This is a genomic window from Rahnella selenatireducens (assembly GCF_046449555.1).
In the GTDB taxonomy this organism is placed as follows: Bacteria; Pseudomonadota; Gammaproteobacteria; order Enterobacterales; family Enterobacteriaceae; genus Rahnella; species Rahnella selenatireducens.
The window spans coordinates 485,220-501,272 of record NZ_JBKEZJ010000001.1; the positions used below are offsets into that span (position 1 = coordinate 485,220).

Sequence of the window (16,053 nt, forward strand, 5' to 3'; positions counted from 1 at the left end):
AATGAATAAGAAATGATTTTGATAATTGTTATCAAATGAAGCGGAAATAATAAACAAGGAATGAATTGCGAGGCAATGGTTTTAAAAGGGAAAAAGCCTGATAAAACATGTCGAAATATGACTGAGCAGAAGATTACCCCCGCTCAGTCGATATGCGTCGCGCGCAAAAGTTACGGTTTACGCCCGATGAAATGCAGCAGGAACTCGCTCACCAGCGCACGTTTAAACGCCGACTGCGTTTTGTCCGCCGCCGCACTGTGGCCGCCTTCGGTGTTCTCGTAGAAATACACGTCAGGAATGCCCAGCGCCTGCATTTTTGCCGCCATTTTACGCGCATGGTCAGGCCCGACGCGGTCATCGCTGGTTGCCGTGGAGAACAATACTGGCGGATATTTTTTCTGCGGATCAATATTGTGATACGGCGAGAATTCCCGGATATACGCCCATTCTTCCGGTTTTTGCGGGTCGCCATATTCGGCAATCCACGAGGATCCGGCGGAAATCTGCGTATAACGACACATATCCAGCAACGGCACTTCACAGACAATCGCGCCGAACAGTTCCGGATAACGTGTCAGCATATTGCCCACCAGCAGCCCTCCGTTGCTGCCGCCCTGCGCCGCCAGATGCACCGGTGACGTGATTTTGCTGGCAATCAGCGCCTTAGCCACTGAAGCAAAATCTTCATACGCACGCAGGCGCTTTTCTTTCAACGCAGCTTTATGCCACTCAGGCCCGTACTCGCCACCGCCACGAATATTCGCGACCACGAAAACGCCTCCGCGATCCAGCCACGACACACCGCTGACGCCCAGATAATAAGGCTCCAGCGACACTTCAAAACCGCCATAACCGTATAACAGCGTCGGATTTTTACCGTCATAAACCACATCTTTGCGGCTGACGACGAAATAAGGCACGCGCGTTCCGTCGTCAGATTGCGCAAAATGCTGGCTGACCTGATAGCGTGAGGCGTCAAAATGCGACGGATCCTGTTTTAGCAATTCGGCTTCGGCGTCAGCGCCGTTGTCCAGATTGCCCAGCGAAAGGCTCGCGGGTTGCAGGAAACCGCTGACGCTCATGAAGTATTCGTTGGTTTTATCATCCACGCCCCAGGCGCTGATTTTACTTAGCGCCGGCACATGCCCGAACGGTTGACGCTGCCATTCGCCATTCTTTGGCGTCAGAACTTCAAGACGATTCACCACATCACGGGTAAGACTGAGAATGATGTGATCGCGGGTATGGGAGAAGCCGTTAAGCTGATCGCGAGTTTGAGTCACGCCGCTGAGCGCTGAACCAGTATCCGGAACAAACAGCGGTTTCAGCGTGCGCTCACCGGCCATAAAAGCGTCGAAATTCATCGTCAGCAGTGAACCTGACGGCCAGCGCTGGCCATTCACCTGCCATTCGCTGGACGGTTCGATAAGGATCCATTCCTGCCAGGTGATAAATTTGGCATCGTCCGGAATGTCGATTTTGATCAGCGTGCGGGTATCGTCCACCAGAAAAACTTCGCGATGATAGAAGTCGATAACCCGCACCACGTAATTGCGTTTGATGTCCCCGCCGGATTCCTGATAACCCGCAGCCATCATGTCTTTTTGCCCGGCACTGTAAACCGTCACCGCTTCGCTGAGCGGCGTTCCGCGTTGCCAGATTTTCACGATACGCGGGTAGCCGGAATCGGTCATCGAGCCTTCGCCAAAATCGGTGGCAACAAACATATGGTCGAAATCAATCCAGCTGATGCGACTCTTGGCGACTGGCAGATAAAAACCGCCGGTGACAAATTCTTTAGTTTTCAGATCAAATTCGCGGACTTCGCAGGCATCGCCGCCGTCCGGTGAAAGCACCACGAAAGCGCGCTCAAAGCCCGGTTTCAGGTTCCAGAAACCAGAGAAAACCCATTCAATATTTTCAGCTTTACCCAGCGCGTCGACGTCAAGCACCGTTTCCCAGCGCGGTTCGGCTTTGCGGAATTCATCGAGCGTGGTTTTGCGCAGTAATCCTTTTGGATTTTTCGCATCCTGCCAGAAGTTGTACCAGTCGTTATCGCATTTCCAGACACCCGGAATTTGCTCCGGGGAATTCAGCCCCTGAAGGACTTTTTCACGGATCGGATCAAAATCTTTTCCGTGTGTAAAAGCAGAGAGCGTGACCGAATTTTGCTCATGTGCCCAGGCCAGCGCTTTTTCATTGCGCAATCCTTCCAGCCAGATAAATTCGTCCAGCCCGATTTCTGACACTGTTTTGCGTAAATCTGTTTCGCGTGAATCTGTGGTCATAGTGTTGCGTCCTTCCCGTCCTGAGAAAAAATCAAAAGTCAGACTTGGGGTTTAGATAACTGTTTTGCTCACGCTATTTCAAGCGTTTTTCAAACACTGATGATTCACATTCTTTCCGAAAAATCTGAATATGCGATCCCGGCGGCCTGTCTTGCCTTCTTTTTGTGAGTCAGTTCAAGCATTCAAATTATCTGAACGCCTATAAAGAAATCATTACCTTGTGATGACAAAAAATGACGTGGATCTGAGGTAGAAAAGGGGACACAGAAATCAGGCAGCAACAGGAAAGGAGCGAGAATATGGAATGGAAAATCATTGATATCCTGAGTATCCCACAGACCGGACTGAAATATATCTGCATTCAGGCATTCAAAAATCTGAAGCTGATCCTGTCTGTCGATAACGACTTTACCCTGCAAACCGGCGACACCTTAGAAATTACGCCGGAGGGTTATTCCCTGAACCGCCATCAGGCACAGAGCCTGAAAATTCATCGCATGATGCCGTATTGTCAGCAACGCTGGCAGTCACTGGGTATCCAGTAAGCGCTTCTTCAATTTCATGAATGAATCCCGAAAAGCCGGTTTTTACACCGGCTTTTTGTTTGCTTCCCTCAGGGAATCTGAAATCCCGTCGTGGTCACCGAACGCCTGTTCCGGCACGTTCAGCCAGCGATCTTTACGCGTCGCTTCATATTCCTGATCCAGCGGATAATAAATGCGGTTTTCCGGCTTATTCGCTTCGCCAACGACCAGCAGACGCACTTCATCTTCACTGTTATTGATGAAGGTATGGCAGATGCCGGTGCCGTGGGGAAATGCCACCGCGTCGCCGGGTTTGAGCCGGTGCAGGTGGCCATTTATCCACGCGTCCGGCTGGCCTTCCAGCACATAAACAAACTCATCTTCAGAACTTTCGGCATGTGCGTAACAGGTACGTCGCCCCGGCAGCAAGCGTTCATGATGAATGCCGATACGCGTCAGCCCCAGCGCTTTGCCGAGCGGTGCACCAATCGACATCAGTTCATTATCGCCCGGATAACTGCTGTCGTCCGCCCCTTCGAGCTCTCGCCAGTTGGCGATAAAGTCAGGTCTTTCCTTATTCATCGTTGACTCCGTTTCCCGCCGGTCGCTGCATCCGTTTCACTCAGCCAGCCTCAGTACAGCGACGGGGATTTCTGTTGTGTCGAATAGGTGCTTTGGTTGGAATAGGTGCTTTGCGTCGCCGGTTTCGGCAGGCACGCAAATCTTATATGTACCCGGTCACCGTCATTGCTTTCACCCAGCGTCTGGAATTTTCCGGTGCAAAAATCGAAAATCTTTTTATAGGTATCGGCACGGCGCTGACGTTCCAGAATGGAAAACACGGAAGACGCATAGCTCGCCTGCCCCTGTGCAAAAGAGGCATCAAAGTTTGCAGGCCGGTAAACTTCCGCGCCTACGGGTTCATCAATCGATGAGCATCCTGCCAGTAAAGTCGCTGCTGCCACTGCTGCTACCATCATTATTTTGATATTTTTCATTATTTATCCCGAGACATCTTCCATTCTATTCAGTGTAGATGAACAACGGCCTAAGCCCTGCCCGCGCTGCCAATGCTGTTTTTGCCATTCTTTTTCACACTCACCAATGCCCGTTCGGCGGCGGCCAGCCACTGATTGTAATTCTCATGATTTCTGGATGTCGCAACGCCAATGCTCAATGAACACTGGAAACCAGAATCCTGAGACAGACGGATTTCCGAGGTTTTCAGCAGAAGCCGGTAACCGACCGCATACGCTTCTTCTTCAGAAATACCTGGCAGTATCACCACAAACTCGTCACCGCCCAGTATGGCCGGGAAATCGTGCTCAGCCGTTTCCTTACGCAAAATAGTCGATACCGATCGTAAAACGTAATCGCCTGCTTCGCGTCCGAACAGGTCATTCACCATTTTCAAATCATCGACACCCAGCACCATCAGACAGGCCAGATCCTGCTTTGAACGTTCAAATTCCAGCATCAGGCGGCGATCGAGTAAACGCCGGTTCGGCAGGCCGAGAAAAGGATCCATCAACGCCGATTTTTCCAGTTCGTGCTGCTTATCGCGCAGTTTTCGGGAAATGGAATAATTGGCAGCGCTGAACGCAACAATGTAAATCGTGGAAAGCGGTAGCGTCAGCCACAACGTCCGGTCGCTCACTTCGGTATAAAGGCTCATCCCGGAAAGCGGCCAGCACAGGATAAATCCGGCACAGTAAAACAGCGCGGCGCGGCGCAGTAATTGCCAGCCACCGGCAGAAAACCGGTCGGCAACCAGAATAGACGTAATAATCGCAGAAGGCAGCGGACACACGCCCATCAGCGCAACCCACGCGCCACCGGCAATGGCGTCGAACGCCAGATTTCTGAACTCAGCCTGATTAGGATGTTTGGAGCGGCGGGAAATTAGCATCGCTGCGTGCGGCCAGACAAACGCATTCAGCACCAGAAAACCCAGCGGGATCCAGGATACTTCACGTTCTAAAAGCACCGAGGCAATGGGGAAAAAACAGAGAAAAGTGCCCAGTATGCGCATTAAGTACATTCGTCGTAAGAAACGATCAGAACGCTCACGAACGAGACTTTCATCTGTAGAAAAATATGCCATACCAGAAAAGACTCTATGATTGATTTTTATTTATAGTAGTCGAGTTGGATATCACAGAGCTACTGAAAGCACCGGTTTTAATGAGCCGAACAACGAGGTTTTTTTAGCTTAAATAAAACGGCTCAGCGAATAACCGGATAATTTGGGATAAAAAGATGAAAACGAAATGCTGCGCGCGGAATTTTTACTAAGGTGAGAAGGCAAATGTTAAAACGGACGGCTTATTTGCCGCCCGTACTGAATTGCACGTAATGTTAAAATTCGAATGTCGAGGAAAGTAGTAACGTTCTTGGCATCCCGACCGCCAGCTGGCCGCTGCCTGCCGCACTCCAGTAGCGTTTGTCGGTCACATTATTCAAGGTTGCCTGGAACGTGGCCTTGGTTCCCGCCAGTTTTGTGGTGTAACTCGCGCCTACGTTATACGTCGTATAACCGGCCACAAACGCCTGATTCTGGGCATTAATCGGCCGTGATCCGACATAATATGCGCCACCGTTAATAGCCAGCCCGTCGATGAAATCCAGCTTGTGGTTAATGAATATATTCGCCACCTTTTTCGGTGTATTTTCCGGCGTTTTACCCAGCAGCTTGTCATTAGTTGTTGAGGTGACTTCCGCACTCAGCAACATGACAGAACCCATCACGGACGTATATTCCGTGATGTCGCCCTGAAGCGAGAATTCTCCACCGCGGAATCGTGCTTCGCCATTCAGGGAGTAAATCAGATCATCGCCGGTACTGGCAGACGGTTGTTTCAGCTCGAAATAAGCTGCTGACGCATAAAGTCCGCCGTAAACCCTTGTCCGGATCCCCACTTCCTTCTGTTTGCTGACCGCCGCTTTCAGGGATTCCCCAGCGTTAGCCGCGGTAGACGGTGCCGTTCCCGCCGATTCCAGACCTTCCACATAACTGGCGTACAGGCTGATATCCGGCGTGACTTTATAAAGTACACTGACGGCTGGCGTAACCGCGTGAACATCTTCGGAAGCCGCATCAAGCTGCTGGCTGGTATAGCGCCCGTAACGTACAGCACCGGTCACCTGCCACTGATCGTTGAGCGTGATCCAATCTTGCAGGAACAGGCCGCCGTCGCGGATAGTCTGTTCTTTAAAGCTGCGGTCAGTCAGCGTTTTTTTGCTGTTTTTAGCCGCGCGCGTCAGCGATGTAATGGTCACCGGGTCATATATATTCTGCGCAGCAGAATACATGTAGGTCTCAAAACTCGGCTGGTAAAGGCGGTTCTGGCTGCCGCCAAACAACAGTTCATGCTCAAGGGAACCGGTATCAAACGTGCCTTTAATTTCCGCCCGGACGTTCTGGTTCAGATAATCCTGGCCAGGCTGATCGGCACCATAAACCTCTCCCTCGCCGGTCTGCGCATTGTAATTATCAAATACCCACAACCAGCGGTCACGCTTGGTACGCGATTGCCCGGCGCTGACTTTACCCGTCCAGTTATCGGTCAGGGCATATTCAGCCTGAAGTAAGTGAGTTTCTGCTGAGGAATGTGTGTCTTTTCCTTTCATCGATAACAACTTTTTCGGATCAGGTATCGAAGGAATGGTCATGACGCCGTTAACGGCGGTCGGCGTGGCGATTGCTGCCTGCTCGGTAATGCGCGCGCGGATTGATTCATAGTCATATTTGAGCAAAAGCCGGTCCGTCGCCTGCCAGTCCAGCGCTGCACTGAACATCCGGCGGTTACCATTATCGTCGTCTATCGGCGTATGGATATTATTGGTGACGGCATTGATGCGGACGCCAAAATTCTTCTCTTCACCAAAGCGATCCGCCAGATCGACGTGCGCGAGGGACGAGCCATTATCATCGGTCGAAAAAGTTACCGCTCTGACAGGCTGCTGCCCTGCCCGTTTGGTCACCATATTCACCACGCCGCCGGGCGCGACAAAACCATAATAAAGTGCCGATGCGCCTTTCAGCACTTCCATCCGCTCTTTATCTTCCATCGGGATCGGCAGGTTATTATCAAAAGGCAGAACGCCGTTAAACATATAACTTGAGCGGTTATCCAGATTAATACCGCGAACGGAAAGCTGGTCGTAAGCAATTCCGCTTTGTTGCTGTCGAACAATACCCGCCACATTTCGCAAAGCGTCAAATAAGCCGGTGCCCTGCTGCGCATGAATAATATCTTTGGAAACGACGCTGACTGACGCGGGAACATCCATCATATTGCGTCCCTGATAAGCCCCTACGTCGGCATAGCCGGGAATATATCCTGAAGGTTCGCTGTAAGAGATTCCGTTAACTTCAATGGTATCGTCTTTCGGCTGATTTTTATTATCACTACTTTTTTCAGGGTAATTACCGCTATATTCGCCCGAAAGTGTTTCAGCCAGACTTTCCCTTACAGGAAATAAAATAGGAACGCAGGCAATACACAGAGCCAGCGCATTTTTTTTCATTTTGTTGAAGTTCATACAATCCCCAAAAACATCCGTAAAAGTATTTAAATCAAAATTAATTTCAGGCCGGCTTTTATTATTCTGTCAGCACATCCGCGCCGACTTTCTCAGGAAAAAACCTGATGCGTTATTAGGTTATTGCGCGAAATACCGTGTGCCGCTGGCCAGTTCCCGCTCAATGTTGCAGTAATCAAAAGGCTCACTAAATTAGAATGATTATCATTCCATCACACGATACTGTAGTAGTAAACGTCAGGCTTTGAAGTGGAAAAAAGAGAAGTCCTGCGGGGTAAAAACCGGGATTTTATTTTTTATATCCCTCTGAAATTAAATATATTATTTTCATAATCTGTTCTGCAGAACCCGCCCGGGGAAGCCCTGATTATCCGGCACACCTTCGTAGCGTTGACTACTACAGTTACGTACTTCATCATGATTCTTAAAAGATAATGATAATTCTTCTCATAAAGTATTGGGAAGAGTTCCACACGATCCGCGCAAGTTTTAAAGACTCAGCCAGAAGGAATAACAGATTGAACCCGGACAGCTCCCTGCCCGCTCCAGCGCAGTACACCACTGAAAAGAAAAGCGTTATCAGAATTACCGCCAAGCCAGAACTCGCGCCGCTGGTTGATAAAATCATTACTGCATTCCGTCGCGCTCACCCTGATATTCCGGTCGCTGCCACTTTTTGCCATGACGATGCCGCGTTTGCCTTTCTGATTAACCGTCGTGCCACGATGGCGCTGATTGATAGAGAAATTACGCCCACGGAGTTCGTGCCGTATAAAAAGCAGCGCGGCTCAGCACCGTTTTCTGTGAAGCTTGCGGTCAGTCCGGCAACGCCAGCCGTGTACGTGCATCACAGTAATCCGCTGAGTGAAATTTCGGTGACCCAGCTTTCACAGATTTTCACGCGCGGAAATGCACAAGGTGATTTTTCGAGCTGGGGACAACTCCTATCGTTTTCTCACGATGCCAGTATTCTGCCGCTGAGCCTGCCGGAGGACAGCGCCCTTCAGGTGTTCATACAAAAGCATTTATTTGCCGGACGTGAGCTGACTGCGCGGACTGAATATGTGCCGGATTCAGCCACGCTTCTGGCGCGGCTTGAGAGTACGCCAGACGGCATTGGCATTGCTGACACCGCAGGAGAACATCCGCTTTTACGTAAAGTGCCTCTGAGCGGTCAGGCGCGCGACCCGCTTTCCCGTTTTCTGCATCTTTATCTGCCCGCCGGTGAAGGCCCCGACGCACATAAACTGGCCGGTTTCCTGCTTTCCGATAAAGGTCAGGCAATTATCGCAGATACAACCTGTCTGCCTCTGGAACCTGCTGAACTCGCTCAGCAGCGTGCAATAATCGCGGTGCATTCATGAATTCAAAGACAGTAAATCTCCCGCTGCCGGTTGTCGGAAATGACGGCATGGCTTCTCTGGTTCTTCCGTGGTGCGCACTTTTTTGCGAAGCGAATCCGGCAATTTCTTTCGATTGCACGCTGGAAGGCTCGTCCACGGCGATTATGGCACTGGCGGCTGATGCCAGCTGGCTGGCACCGATGTCACGCGCGCCGTGGCCTCATGAACTGGCGGCTTTTGAGCGCGTAAAAGGCTACCGACCAACGGAAATTCATGTCGGATATACCGGCCACGGGCCGCGTCCGGAAGCCAAAAGTCCGCCTGCGATTTATGTTCACCGCGATAATCCTTTACCGGGGCTGACCATGGCGCAGCTGGCCTCGGTTTTCTCTTCAGGGCATAGCAGCGGAGATATCACTGACTGGCAACAACTGGGGCTGGAAGGCAAATGGCACAACCGGCGCATTCATCTTTATGGCCTGCGGGATAACGGGAAATACGCCACCGCATTCCGGCACGCACATCTGGCCGGGCATCACTATCCTGCGCATTATGAAGGTCTCGCCGATCGCCGCGCCGTGATTGAAGCCGTCGCGCAAGACCCGTTCGGGGCGGGCTGTCTGGGCTGGTGCAACGCGGCACTGTTCTCTGACGACGTGCGTATTTTGCCGCTGGCCTCAGAAGCAAACACCGAATTTTATTCGCCGGATTTAGTCAATGTGGCGCAGGGGAACTATCCGCTTTCAAGCTATGTTTCGCTCTTCTTTGACTTGCCGCCGGGAGCCACGCTGGATCCGCTGGTTAAAGCCTGGCTGGAAATGGCGCTGTCTGATGCCGGACAAGCTATTGTGGCCGCACAAACTCACAGCCCGGAAGGATACGTGCCGCTTGAACCGTCAATGCTGGCTCATCAGCGGCAAAGACTGGCAAGCCTGTAAGTCGCTCCCGAAGTACACTGTAAAAAATGGCAGCAATGTGAATGAACAGGCACAACTGTGAAAAACCCGAAGACTAAACCCAACCGCTCCGGCCCGGATCTCTACGGCGAACGTTTCCGCCTGCGTAAAAACCAGTTATCGCCGCGCCTTTTTGCCGTCGCGCAATATATTCATACTCACCGGGGCGCAGTGCTGGATAAAACCGCCATGGAAATCGCAGCGGATACCCAAAGCTCGGATGCTACGGTCGTGCGTGCCATTCAGGCGCTGGGATTCTCCGGCCTGCGCGATCTGAAAAATGTGCTGGCCAGTTATCTCGGGGAGACGCTGACGTCATCGGCAAAAATGGCAACAACGGTGAGTTCCCTGACGCCGGATACCAATTCGAGCATTGATTTCGTGCTCGACGGCTACCTATATACCTGCCAGATGCTGTCGGAGGAGAAGAACCGGCTGGCGCTTTCGCGTGCCAACGCGTTGTTGCAGGCCGCCGACCGGATAGCCATTTTTGGCATCGGGGCTTCCTCGCTGCTGGCGGAATATACTGCCCGTTTGTTCAACCGTAACGGGACGCCCGCGTATGTGCTTAACCGTACGGGCGCGTCGCTCAGCGAGCAACTGATCGGCATGCGTCCGGGCGATGTGCTGATTATGATGGCGCAACGAAGCGCCCATCGGGAAGGTGTCACAACGCTGGCCGAAGCCAGACGTCTGGGGATTTCAACGATTTTACTGACCGGCTCGGCGGAATCCGTTTTTATTAAAGAAGCGGATTGCGTGGTTTTTATCCCGCGCAGCGCTGATGCGGAAAAAATTCCCGTCCACGGCACGCCTGTCATTTGCCTTGAAATTCTGGTGCTGGCGCTGGCCGCCTCGTCACCAAAAGTCCCGCTTCAGACCATGAACCGGCTATATGAGCTGAGTAATTCCATGACCAAGCCCCGCAAAAATCCGCGCGGATGAAAAAACGCAGAAATCCCGTCCGGCACAACCGGACAGGATCGCGTTCATTTCAGATGCCTAAAAATCACCTCTGATACTGAGCGTCTGTCACTTTTTCCAGCCACTCAACCGGGCTGCCGTTAAGAGATTCGGCAATCGCAATGTGGGTCATTGCATTTTCCGGCGTCGCGCCGTGCCAGTGTTTAACCCCTTCAGGGATCCACACGATATCGCCGACATTCATTTCGCGAATTTCACCGCCCTCTTCCTGCAACCACCCACGACCGTGAGTGATGACCAGCGTCTGGCCCAGCGGATGCGTGTGCCATGCCGTGCGCGCGCCCGGTTCAAACGTCACGGTTGCGCCGCCAACACGCGCAGATTCAGTACCGCTGAACGGCGCATCGATGCGCACTTTGCCGGTAAAATAGCTTTCCGGGCCATTCTGCGAAGGAACAGAACCGCTTTTGGTAATTCTCATTTTGTCAGACATTTTATTCTCCGTTTTCTCGTTCTGATAAAAGGTACAGACATTCCGTTTAAACGACTAGATGACAAAATATGAAAGGAGTTATGAGCAGGATTCATAAATAAAACACAAGGTACGGCTGATGCAATATTAGAAAAATTGATAATTTATTGATTTTTATTAGAATTTCATTCATCCTTTGCGGACTTTAAGAAATATTGTATTTTTCGCATTTGCGGCCCGCCTGGAGCGGGCTTTTTTATGTTTTTAGCACTGAAATTTGACTTAGGAATTTCTTTAACACAATTAATCTACCCGACGAACTACCCGGCACGGATTACCACAGGCAATAACGCCCTGTGGAATAGAACGAGTCACCACGCTGCCAGCACCAATTGTACTTCCCGCTCCGATAGTGACGCCCGGCAGAACGATGCACCCTCCGCCAATCCAGACATCATCACCGATTGTGACCGGCTGCGCGCTCCCGATATGTTCCCTGCGTAAATCAATATCCAGCGGATGTTGAGCGGTATAAATTTGCACGTCCGGCCCGATAAAAACGTTATTCCCAATACACACCGGCGCGCAATCGAGCAGGACAAAATTGAAATTGATAAAAACGTTGTCCCCGATCGTTGTATTAATACCGTAATCGATGCGCATGCCTTTTTCAAAATGAACGTTATTCCCAACCTGACCGAATATTTTTCCGATCAGGCTGTCTTTCTCAGCCACCTGACGTGCACCGAGTGCATTAAAATCGTCCACTTTGTCCCGCGTCTGGTAGCGGATTTCAATAAGTTCTTCATCATTAATTGGATAATCCAGACCGTTAACCATGTTCGTCAGCGCAGACATAATCTTCTCCCTGTTCAAAATTTTTTAACCGGCTTACTGCCCGATATCCCGCAGTTTTTTCCCTGCCATCAGATTTCTTTCAATCTGTTCAAGCGTTACGTTTTTCGTTTCAGGAATGAGAATAAAAGTAATCACAACAAAAGCGAGATTCAGCGCGGTGTAAAGCCAGAATGTTCCGGCGGCGCCAATATTGTCCATCAGCGTCAGGAACGTCGCACCGATAATCATGTTGGAAATCCAGTTGGTGGTCGTTGAGCAGGTGATCCCAAAGTCGCGGCTTTTGAGGGGCTGAATTTCAGAACAAAGGATCCACACCACCGGCGCAGCACTCATGGCGTACCCGGCGATACACATCATCGTCATCCCCACCGATAGCCAGGAAAGCCCGGCTCCCGCCGTTCCGTGATTAAACTGCTGAAGGCAATATCCCAGCACCAGCGTCCCGAGCGCTATCACGCTGAAACCTATTTTCAGCGCAGGTTTACGCCCGGCTTTATCAACCATGCCGATGGCAATAAAAGTCGCCAGCACAAACGTCAGGCCGACAATAATCGTGGCAATCATCTGTGCCCGCGTGCTTGTAAATCCGGCCAGATTAAAAATTTTCGGCGCGTAATACATGATGATATTCATGCCGGTAAATTGCTGCATGGCCTGCAACAACATGCCAAGATACACCGCCCGACGCACATTGGTGTTAGCCTTGAATAAATTCCAGCCACCTTGTTTTAACTTCAGACTCTCACGGATTTCATTCAGCTCCTGACGAGCCTTTTCTGAGGTATCACGCAACATCCGCAGCACACGTTCCGCTTCAATATGCTGACCTTTCGCTGCCAGCCAGCGCGGGCTGTTGGGTAAAAAGCAGACCGCCAGCATCAGAATTAATGCGGGGATCGCCAGAACCCCCAGCATGGCACGCCAGTCACCGCTTGCGCTAAATGCTGTATCAGACAAAAAGGCCACTAAAATACCGAGAGTCACCATCAGCTGATACATCGCAATCATTTTTCCGCGAATAGTTTCTGATGCCATTTCTGAGAGATACAGAGGTGCAGTATAAGAGGCTATGCCAACTGCAAATCCGAGGATCAGACGAGAAACCATCAGAATTTCAACACTCGAAGCAAACGCTGAGCCAAGCGAACCGAGAACAAACAAAAATGCCGCGGCCATCAGGCTGTATTTGCGCCCCAGCCGGAAAGAGAGCCAGCCATTGGCAAGCGCCCCGAAAGCCGCGCCGAGCATCATTATGCTGACAACCCATTCCTGCTGCCGGCTGGTAAGGACGAAATGGTCAGTAATAAAGGGAAGCGCACCAGAAATTACACCGATATCAAGACCGAACAACAGCCCGGCCATCGCCGCCGCGAAAGACACAAAGAGGTTCATCATTTTGGTATTTTTTAGCGGATTTTCAGTGAGTTTTACTACATCGGATGACGACATTTTTTTCTCCGGATAGAAGGAAATACAGCGACGGACATCAGAAAAAAATAAATCTGGTCTTCACGATAAGCACAACTCACCCCAGCAGTGAGAGCAGGACGGGTACATATATACACAATCGTGCTGCGCCGGATTTTTTGTGATCAAGATCACCAGCCCGCAGCAATCGCAGCAAGTAAACGTGTCAACCGTACCCTCAAGATTTGCGAGGCACTTTCCAGATTTGAATTAAAAGTACTGTAAATACATACAGCCCATTTCTTTATTATCCGGTCAGGAATAGAGTCAACCCGATTAAAGGCGGCCCGAAAGGCTACTTCAATTTTACTGACGCGGGATAAACATCATGATGAATTTCGAAAGCGGCACAGCATTTCAGCAAAACTCAGTCACCGTTTTTCGCTCGCTGGTTGCCGGGCTGGATCTGGGGAATTTTAACGAGGGGCAGCTTTACGATCTGAGCGCACTGGCGTCCGAGTCAGCAGAAGGTTTGTGTCAGGGTTTGTTGTGCCTGAGTGAAGGACTGGAAAACGCAGAGATGTTACCGCCGGAAGGCATTTTGCAGGTCAGTGCGTACCTGAAAGCCTCGGCGCATATCTTGCCGGTGCTGTTTGAATTATCAGAAAAAGCCAGCGACAAGCTGGGGAAAGTGAAGAAAAAGATAACTTACCCGATGATGTGATTGCCAGCAGCAGGCGTTCAGGACTGCGGGATTAATTCCTGCATAAAATACTCGAAGAAGGATGAAACCACGGTAGCAGCAGGCCTTATTGGCAAACGGAGTAAATGCATTGGTCTGGAAACCGGTGCGAAATCAGGCAAAACGCGGTGCAACCGTCCGGCATCGATATCATCTTGCAGCGTCACGCAGGAATGCATAACTACGCCCAGACCAGATAACGCGGCCTGACGGATAGCTTCACCGGAATCCACGGTAAGGCGCGGGACGATATCTACATCAATCTGCCCCTCCGGCCCCAGAAGTTGCCAGCGGTGAGCAGAGCGCCACTGGCTGAAACTGACACAATTATGTCGGCCTAAATCAGCGGGCGTTGCCGGTGTTCCGTGAGTGTCCAGATACGACGGCGATGCTGCCAGCACCATCTCATAAGGCGGTAAAGGAACGGCGACATAACCTTCGTCCTGAAGATTACCAATGCGTATCGCTATCTGAAAACGCTCTTCAATCATATCCACCCGGCGGTCGCTCAGAACCAGATCGGCATTGACGGCGGGATAGCGTTGCAGAAATTTCGACAATATTGGCGTGAGGATACGCTGACCAAAAGCAACTGGCGCACTGATGCGCAGCATGCCCGTCACCTGTTCGTTAAGATGGCGAGCCAGAGAATCGGCATCTTCAATCGTTGCGAGGATCTGCACTCCGTAAAGATAAAAACGGTGCCCTGCTTCCGTTAGTCCCTGACGCCGGGTCGTCCGGTTAATCAGCACGCAGCCCGTGCGGCTTTCCAGCATCTGGATGTGCTTACCGACCATTGCGGGCGTAATGCCGAGTTTATCGGCAGCGGCCGTAAAACTGCCGGATTCCGTCGCGGTGATGAAGGATTCAACGCATTTTAGGTAATCCATTGCTCTGCTCTGTGAAGGTAAAGTAAGCCATTATAAATTTTAATTATCGAATAAATAAAGCAGACCTCTGTTTATCTCCTGTGCAGGCTTCACGATAATCGCCGCAATATTCACAAAAATTGAGTTAAGGAAAGGCGATGAAAGCACTGGTTTTTGAAAATGCAGGTTCAGCGGATGTCTTGCACATGCACGAGGCTGCCGATCCTGTTCCGGCTTCCGGAGAATTGCTGGTTGCAGTTGCCGCTGCAGGGCTGAATTTTGCCGACATTTACCGCCGTCAGGGCCGTTATCCACTGGCCGGGACTTCGCCGTATATCGCGGGCTATGAAGGCGCAGGCCGGGTCATTGCGGTCGGGGAAAATGTAACAGGCTGGAAAACTGGCGATCGCGTTGGTTTTGCTGATGTCCCGCTGGCACACGCCAGCCATATCCGGGTGCCGGTCGACCACGCAATCCGCTTACCTGAATGGCTGTCCGAGACCGATGCTGCTGCTGTTTTGCTGCAAGGCCTGACCGCCGATTATCTGCTTCACGATGTACTGCCTTTGCGCGCCGGAATGAACGTCGCCGTGCTGGCCGCCGCGGGTGGCGTCGGGCGTTTACTGCTTCAGATGCTAAAACATCAGGGCATCCACGCCTTTGCTGTGGCATCAAGCCAGGAAAAGCAGAAAGTTTGTCTGGAGCTTGGTGCAGATTCTGCTGCAAATTATGACACCTGGCCTGAGCAGGTACGTTTGTGGCAGAGCGCGGGTTGCGATGTAGTATTCGACTCCGTAGGAACAACGCTTACCCAAAGTCTGGATTCCCTGAAAGACGGCGGCCGCGTAGTGCTGTTCGGTATGTCCGGCGGCGCGCTTGCTGAATTCAATCCGTCCCGCCTCCAGCTCAGCTCTCACGGCATACTTGGTGCCGATCTCTGGACGTATCTGACCTCTGCCGAAGAGCGGCAGCGCCGCGCAGACCGGCTTTTTGCCCTGATTAAAGCAGGCAGCGTCGTTCTTCCGCCGGTCACTCAGTTCGCATTATCATCCGGCGCAGATGCGCACCGCCTGCTGGAAACCCGAAGCTTCAGCGGCAAGATTGTATTGGTACCATAGAGGAAAT

General features: G+C 51.3%; 15 protein-coding genes. 6 read left to right on the top strand and 9 right to left on the bottom strand.

The window, feature by feature from the left end:
* Positions 1-170: 170 nt before the first annotated feature.
* Positions 171-2,288: a prolyl oligopeptidase family serine peptidase gene (locus tag ACLBVC_RS02375; protein WP_410147858.1), complete on the bottom strand. Its 2,118-nt coding sequence runs from the start codon at positions 2,286-2,288 to the stop codon at positions 171-173.
* Between the two features lie 299 nt (positions 2,289-2,587).
* Here ACLBVC_RS02375 and ACLBVC_RS02380 point away from each other — a divergent pair, with 299 nt between their 5' ends.
* Complete coding sequence (locus tag ACLBVC_RS02380; RefSeq protein ID WP_104922965.1) at positions 2,588-2,833, top strand: hypothetical protein; 246 nt, start codon at positions 2,588-2,590, stop codon at positions 2,831-2,833.
* Between the two features lie 42 nt (positions 2,834-2,875).
* Here the strand turns inward: ACLBVC_RS02380 and ACLBVC_RS02385 are convergent, their stop codons facing one another.
* The 4 genes from ACLBVC_RS02385 to ACLBVC_RS02400 form a co-directional block, all read right to left on the bottom strand.
* On the bottom strand, positions 2,876-3,394 hold the full coding sequence (locus ACLBVC_RS02385) for a cupin domain-containing protein (protein ID WP_410147860.1): 519 nt from the start codon (positions 3,392-3,394) through the stop codon (positions 2,876-2,878).
* A 50-nt stretch (positions 3,395-3,444) separates the two neighbouring features.
* Positions 3,445-3,810 (bottom strand): hypothetical protein, encoded by a 366-nt coding sequence (locus ACLBVC_RS02390; protein WP_410147861.1) that lies wholly within the window; start codon positions 3,808-3,810, stop codon positions 3,445-3,447.
* Between the two features lie 50 nt (positions 3,811-3,860).
* Positions 3,861-4,844 carry a diguanylate cyclase gene (locus tag ACLBVC_RS02395; protein ID WP_410147863.1) on the bottom strand — a complete coding sequence of 328 codons (984 nt, stop codon included), beginning with the start codon at positions 4,842-4,844 and terminating at the stop codon, positions 3,861-3,863.
* 326 nt (positions 4,845-5,170) lie between these two features.
* Positions 5,171-7,357 (bottom strand): TonB-dependent siderophore receptor, encoded by a 2,187-nt coding sequence (locus tag ACLBVC_RS02400; RefSeq protein ID WP_410147865.1) that lies wholly within the window; start codon positions 7,355-7,357, stop codon positions 5,171-5,173.
* Positions 7,358-7,875: 518 nt separating this feature from the next.
* Between ACLBVC_RS02400 and ACLBVC_RS02405 the strand changes: the two genes are divergently transcribed.
* The 3 genes from ACLBVC_RS02405 to ACLBVC_RS02415 are packed head-to-tail and all read left to right on the top strand — an operon-like array spanning position 7,876 to position 10,601.
* Positions 7,876-8,721: a substrate-binding domain-containing protein gene (locus ACLBVC_RS02405; RefSeq protein WP_410147867.1), complete on the top strand. Its 846-nt coding sequence runs from the start codon at positions 7,876-7,878 to the stop codon at positions 8,719-8,721.
* The gene (locus ACLBVC_RS02410) at positions 8,718-9,638 is read left to right on the top strand and encodes a PstS family phosphate ABC transporter substrate-binding protein (RefSeq protein WP_410147868.1); all 921 of its coding nucleotides are present in this window, start codon (positions 8,718-8,720) and stop codon (positions 9,636-9,638) included. Before ACLBVC_RS02405 ends, ACLBVC_RS02410 begins: the two co-directional genes overlap by 4 nt.
* A 57-nt stretch (positions 9,639-9,695) precedes the next feature.
* Entirely contained in the window at positions 9,696-10,601 is a 906-nt protein-coding gene (locus ACLBVC_RS02415) for a MurR/RpiR family transcriptional regulator (RefSeq protein WP_410147869.1), read from the top strand.
* Between the two features lie 64 nt (positions 10,602-10,665).
* On the opposite strand, the gene ACLBVC_RS02420 is transcribed toward ACLBVC_RS02415, so the two are convergent.
* From ACLBVC_RS02420 to ACLBVC_RS02430, 3 genes are all read right to left on the bottom strand, one after another.
* Positions 10,666-11,061, bottom strand: coding sequence for a (R)-mandelonitrile lyase (locus ACLBVC_RS02420; RefSeq protein ID WP_410148080.1), 396 nt, complete (start codon positions 11,059-11,061; stop codon positions 10,666-10,668).
* Between the two features lie 294 nt (positions 11,062-11,355).
* Entirely contained in the window at positions 11,356-11,910 is a 555-nt protein-coding gene (locus ACLBVC_RS02425; RefSeq protein WP_410147870.1) for a sugar O-acetyltransferase, read from the bottom strand.
* 33 nt (positions 11,911-11,943) lie between these two features.
* Positions 11,944-13,383 carry a sugar porter family MFS transporter gene (locus ACLBVC_RS02430; protein WP_410148082.1) on the bottom strand — a complete coding sequence of 480 codons (1,440 nt, stop codon included), beginning with the start codon at positions 13,381-13,383 and terminating at the stop codon, positions 11,944-11,946.
* 322 nt (positions 13,384-13,705) lie between these two features.
* Here ACLBVC_RS02430 and ACLBVC_RS02435 point away from each other — a divergent pair, with 322 nt between their 5' ends.
* Positions 13,706-14,041 (top strand): hypothetical protein, encoded by a 336-nt coding sequence (locus ACLBVC_RS02435; RefSeq protein ID WP_410147871.1) that lies wholly within the window; start codon positions 13,706-13,708, stop codon positions 14,039-14,041.
* A gap of 17 nt (positions 14,042-14,058) precedes the next feature.
* Here the strand turns inward: ACLBVC_RS02435 and ACLBVC_RS02440 are convergent, their stop codons facing one another.
* Positions 14,059-14,949 (bottom strand): LysR family transcriptional regulator, encoded by an 891-nt coding sequence (locus ACLBVC_RS02440; protein WP_410147872.1) that lies wholly within the window; start codon positions 14,947-14,949, stop codon positions 14,059-14,061.
* A 137-nt stretch (positions 14,950-15,086) separates the two neighbouring features.
* Here ACLBVC_RS02440 and ACLBVC_RS02445 point away from each other — a divergent pair, with 137 nt between their 5' ends.
* Positions 15,087-16,046, top strand: coding sequence for a quinone oxidoreductase family protein (locus ACLBVC_RS02445; protein ID WP_410147873.1), 960 nt, complete (start codon positions 15,087-15,089; stop codon positions 16,044-16,046).
* Positions 16,047-16,053 lie beyond the last annotated feature (7 nt).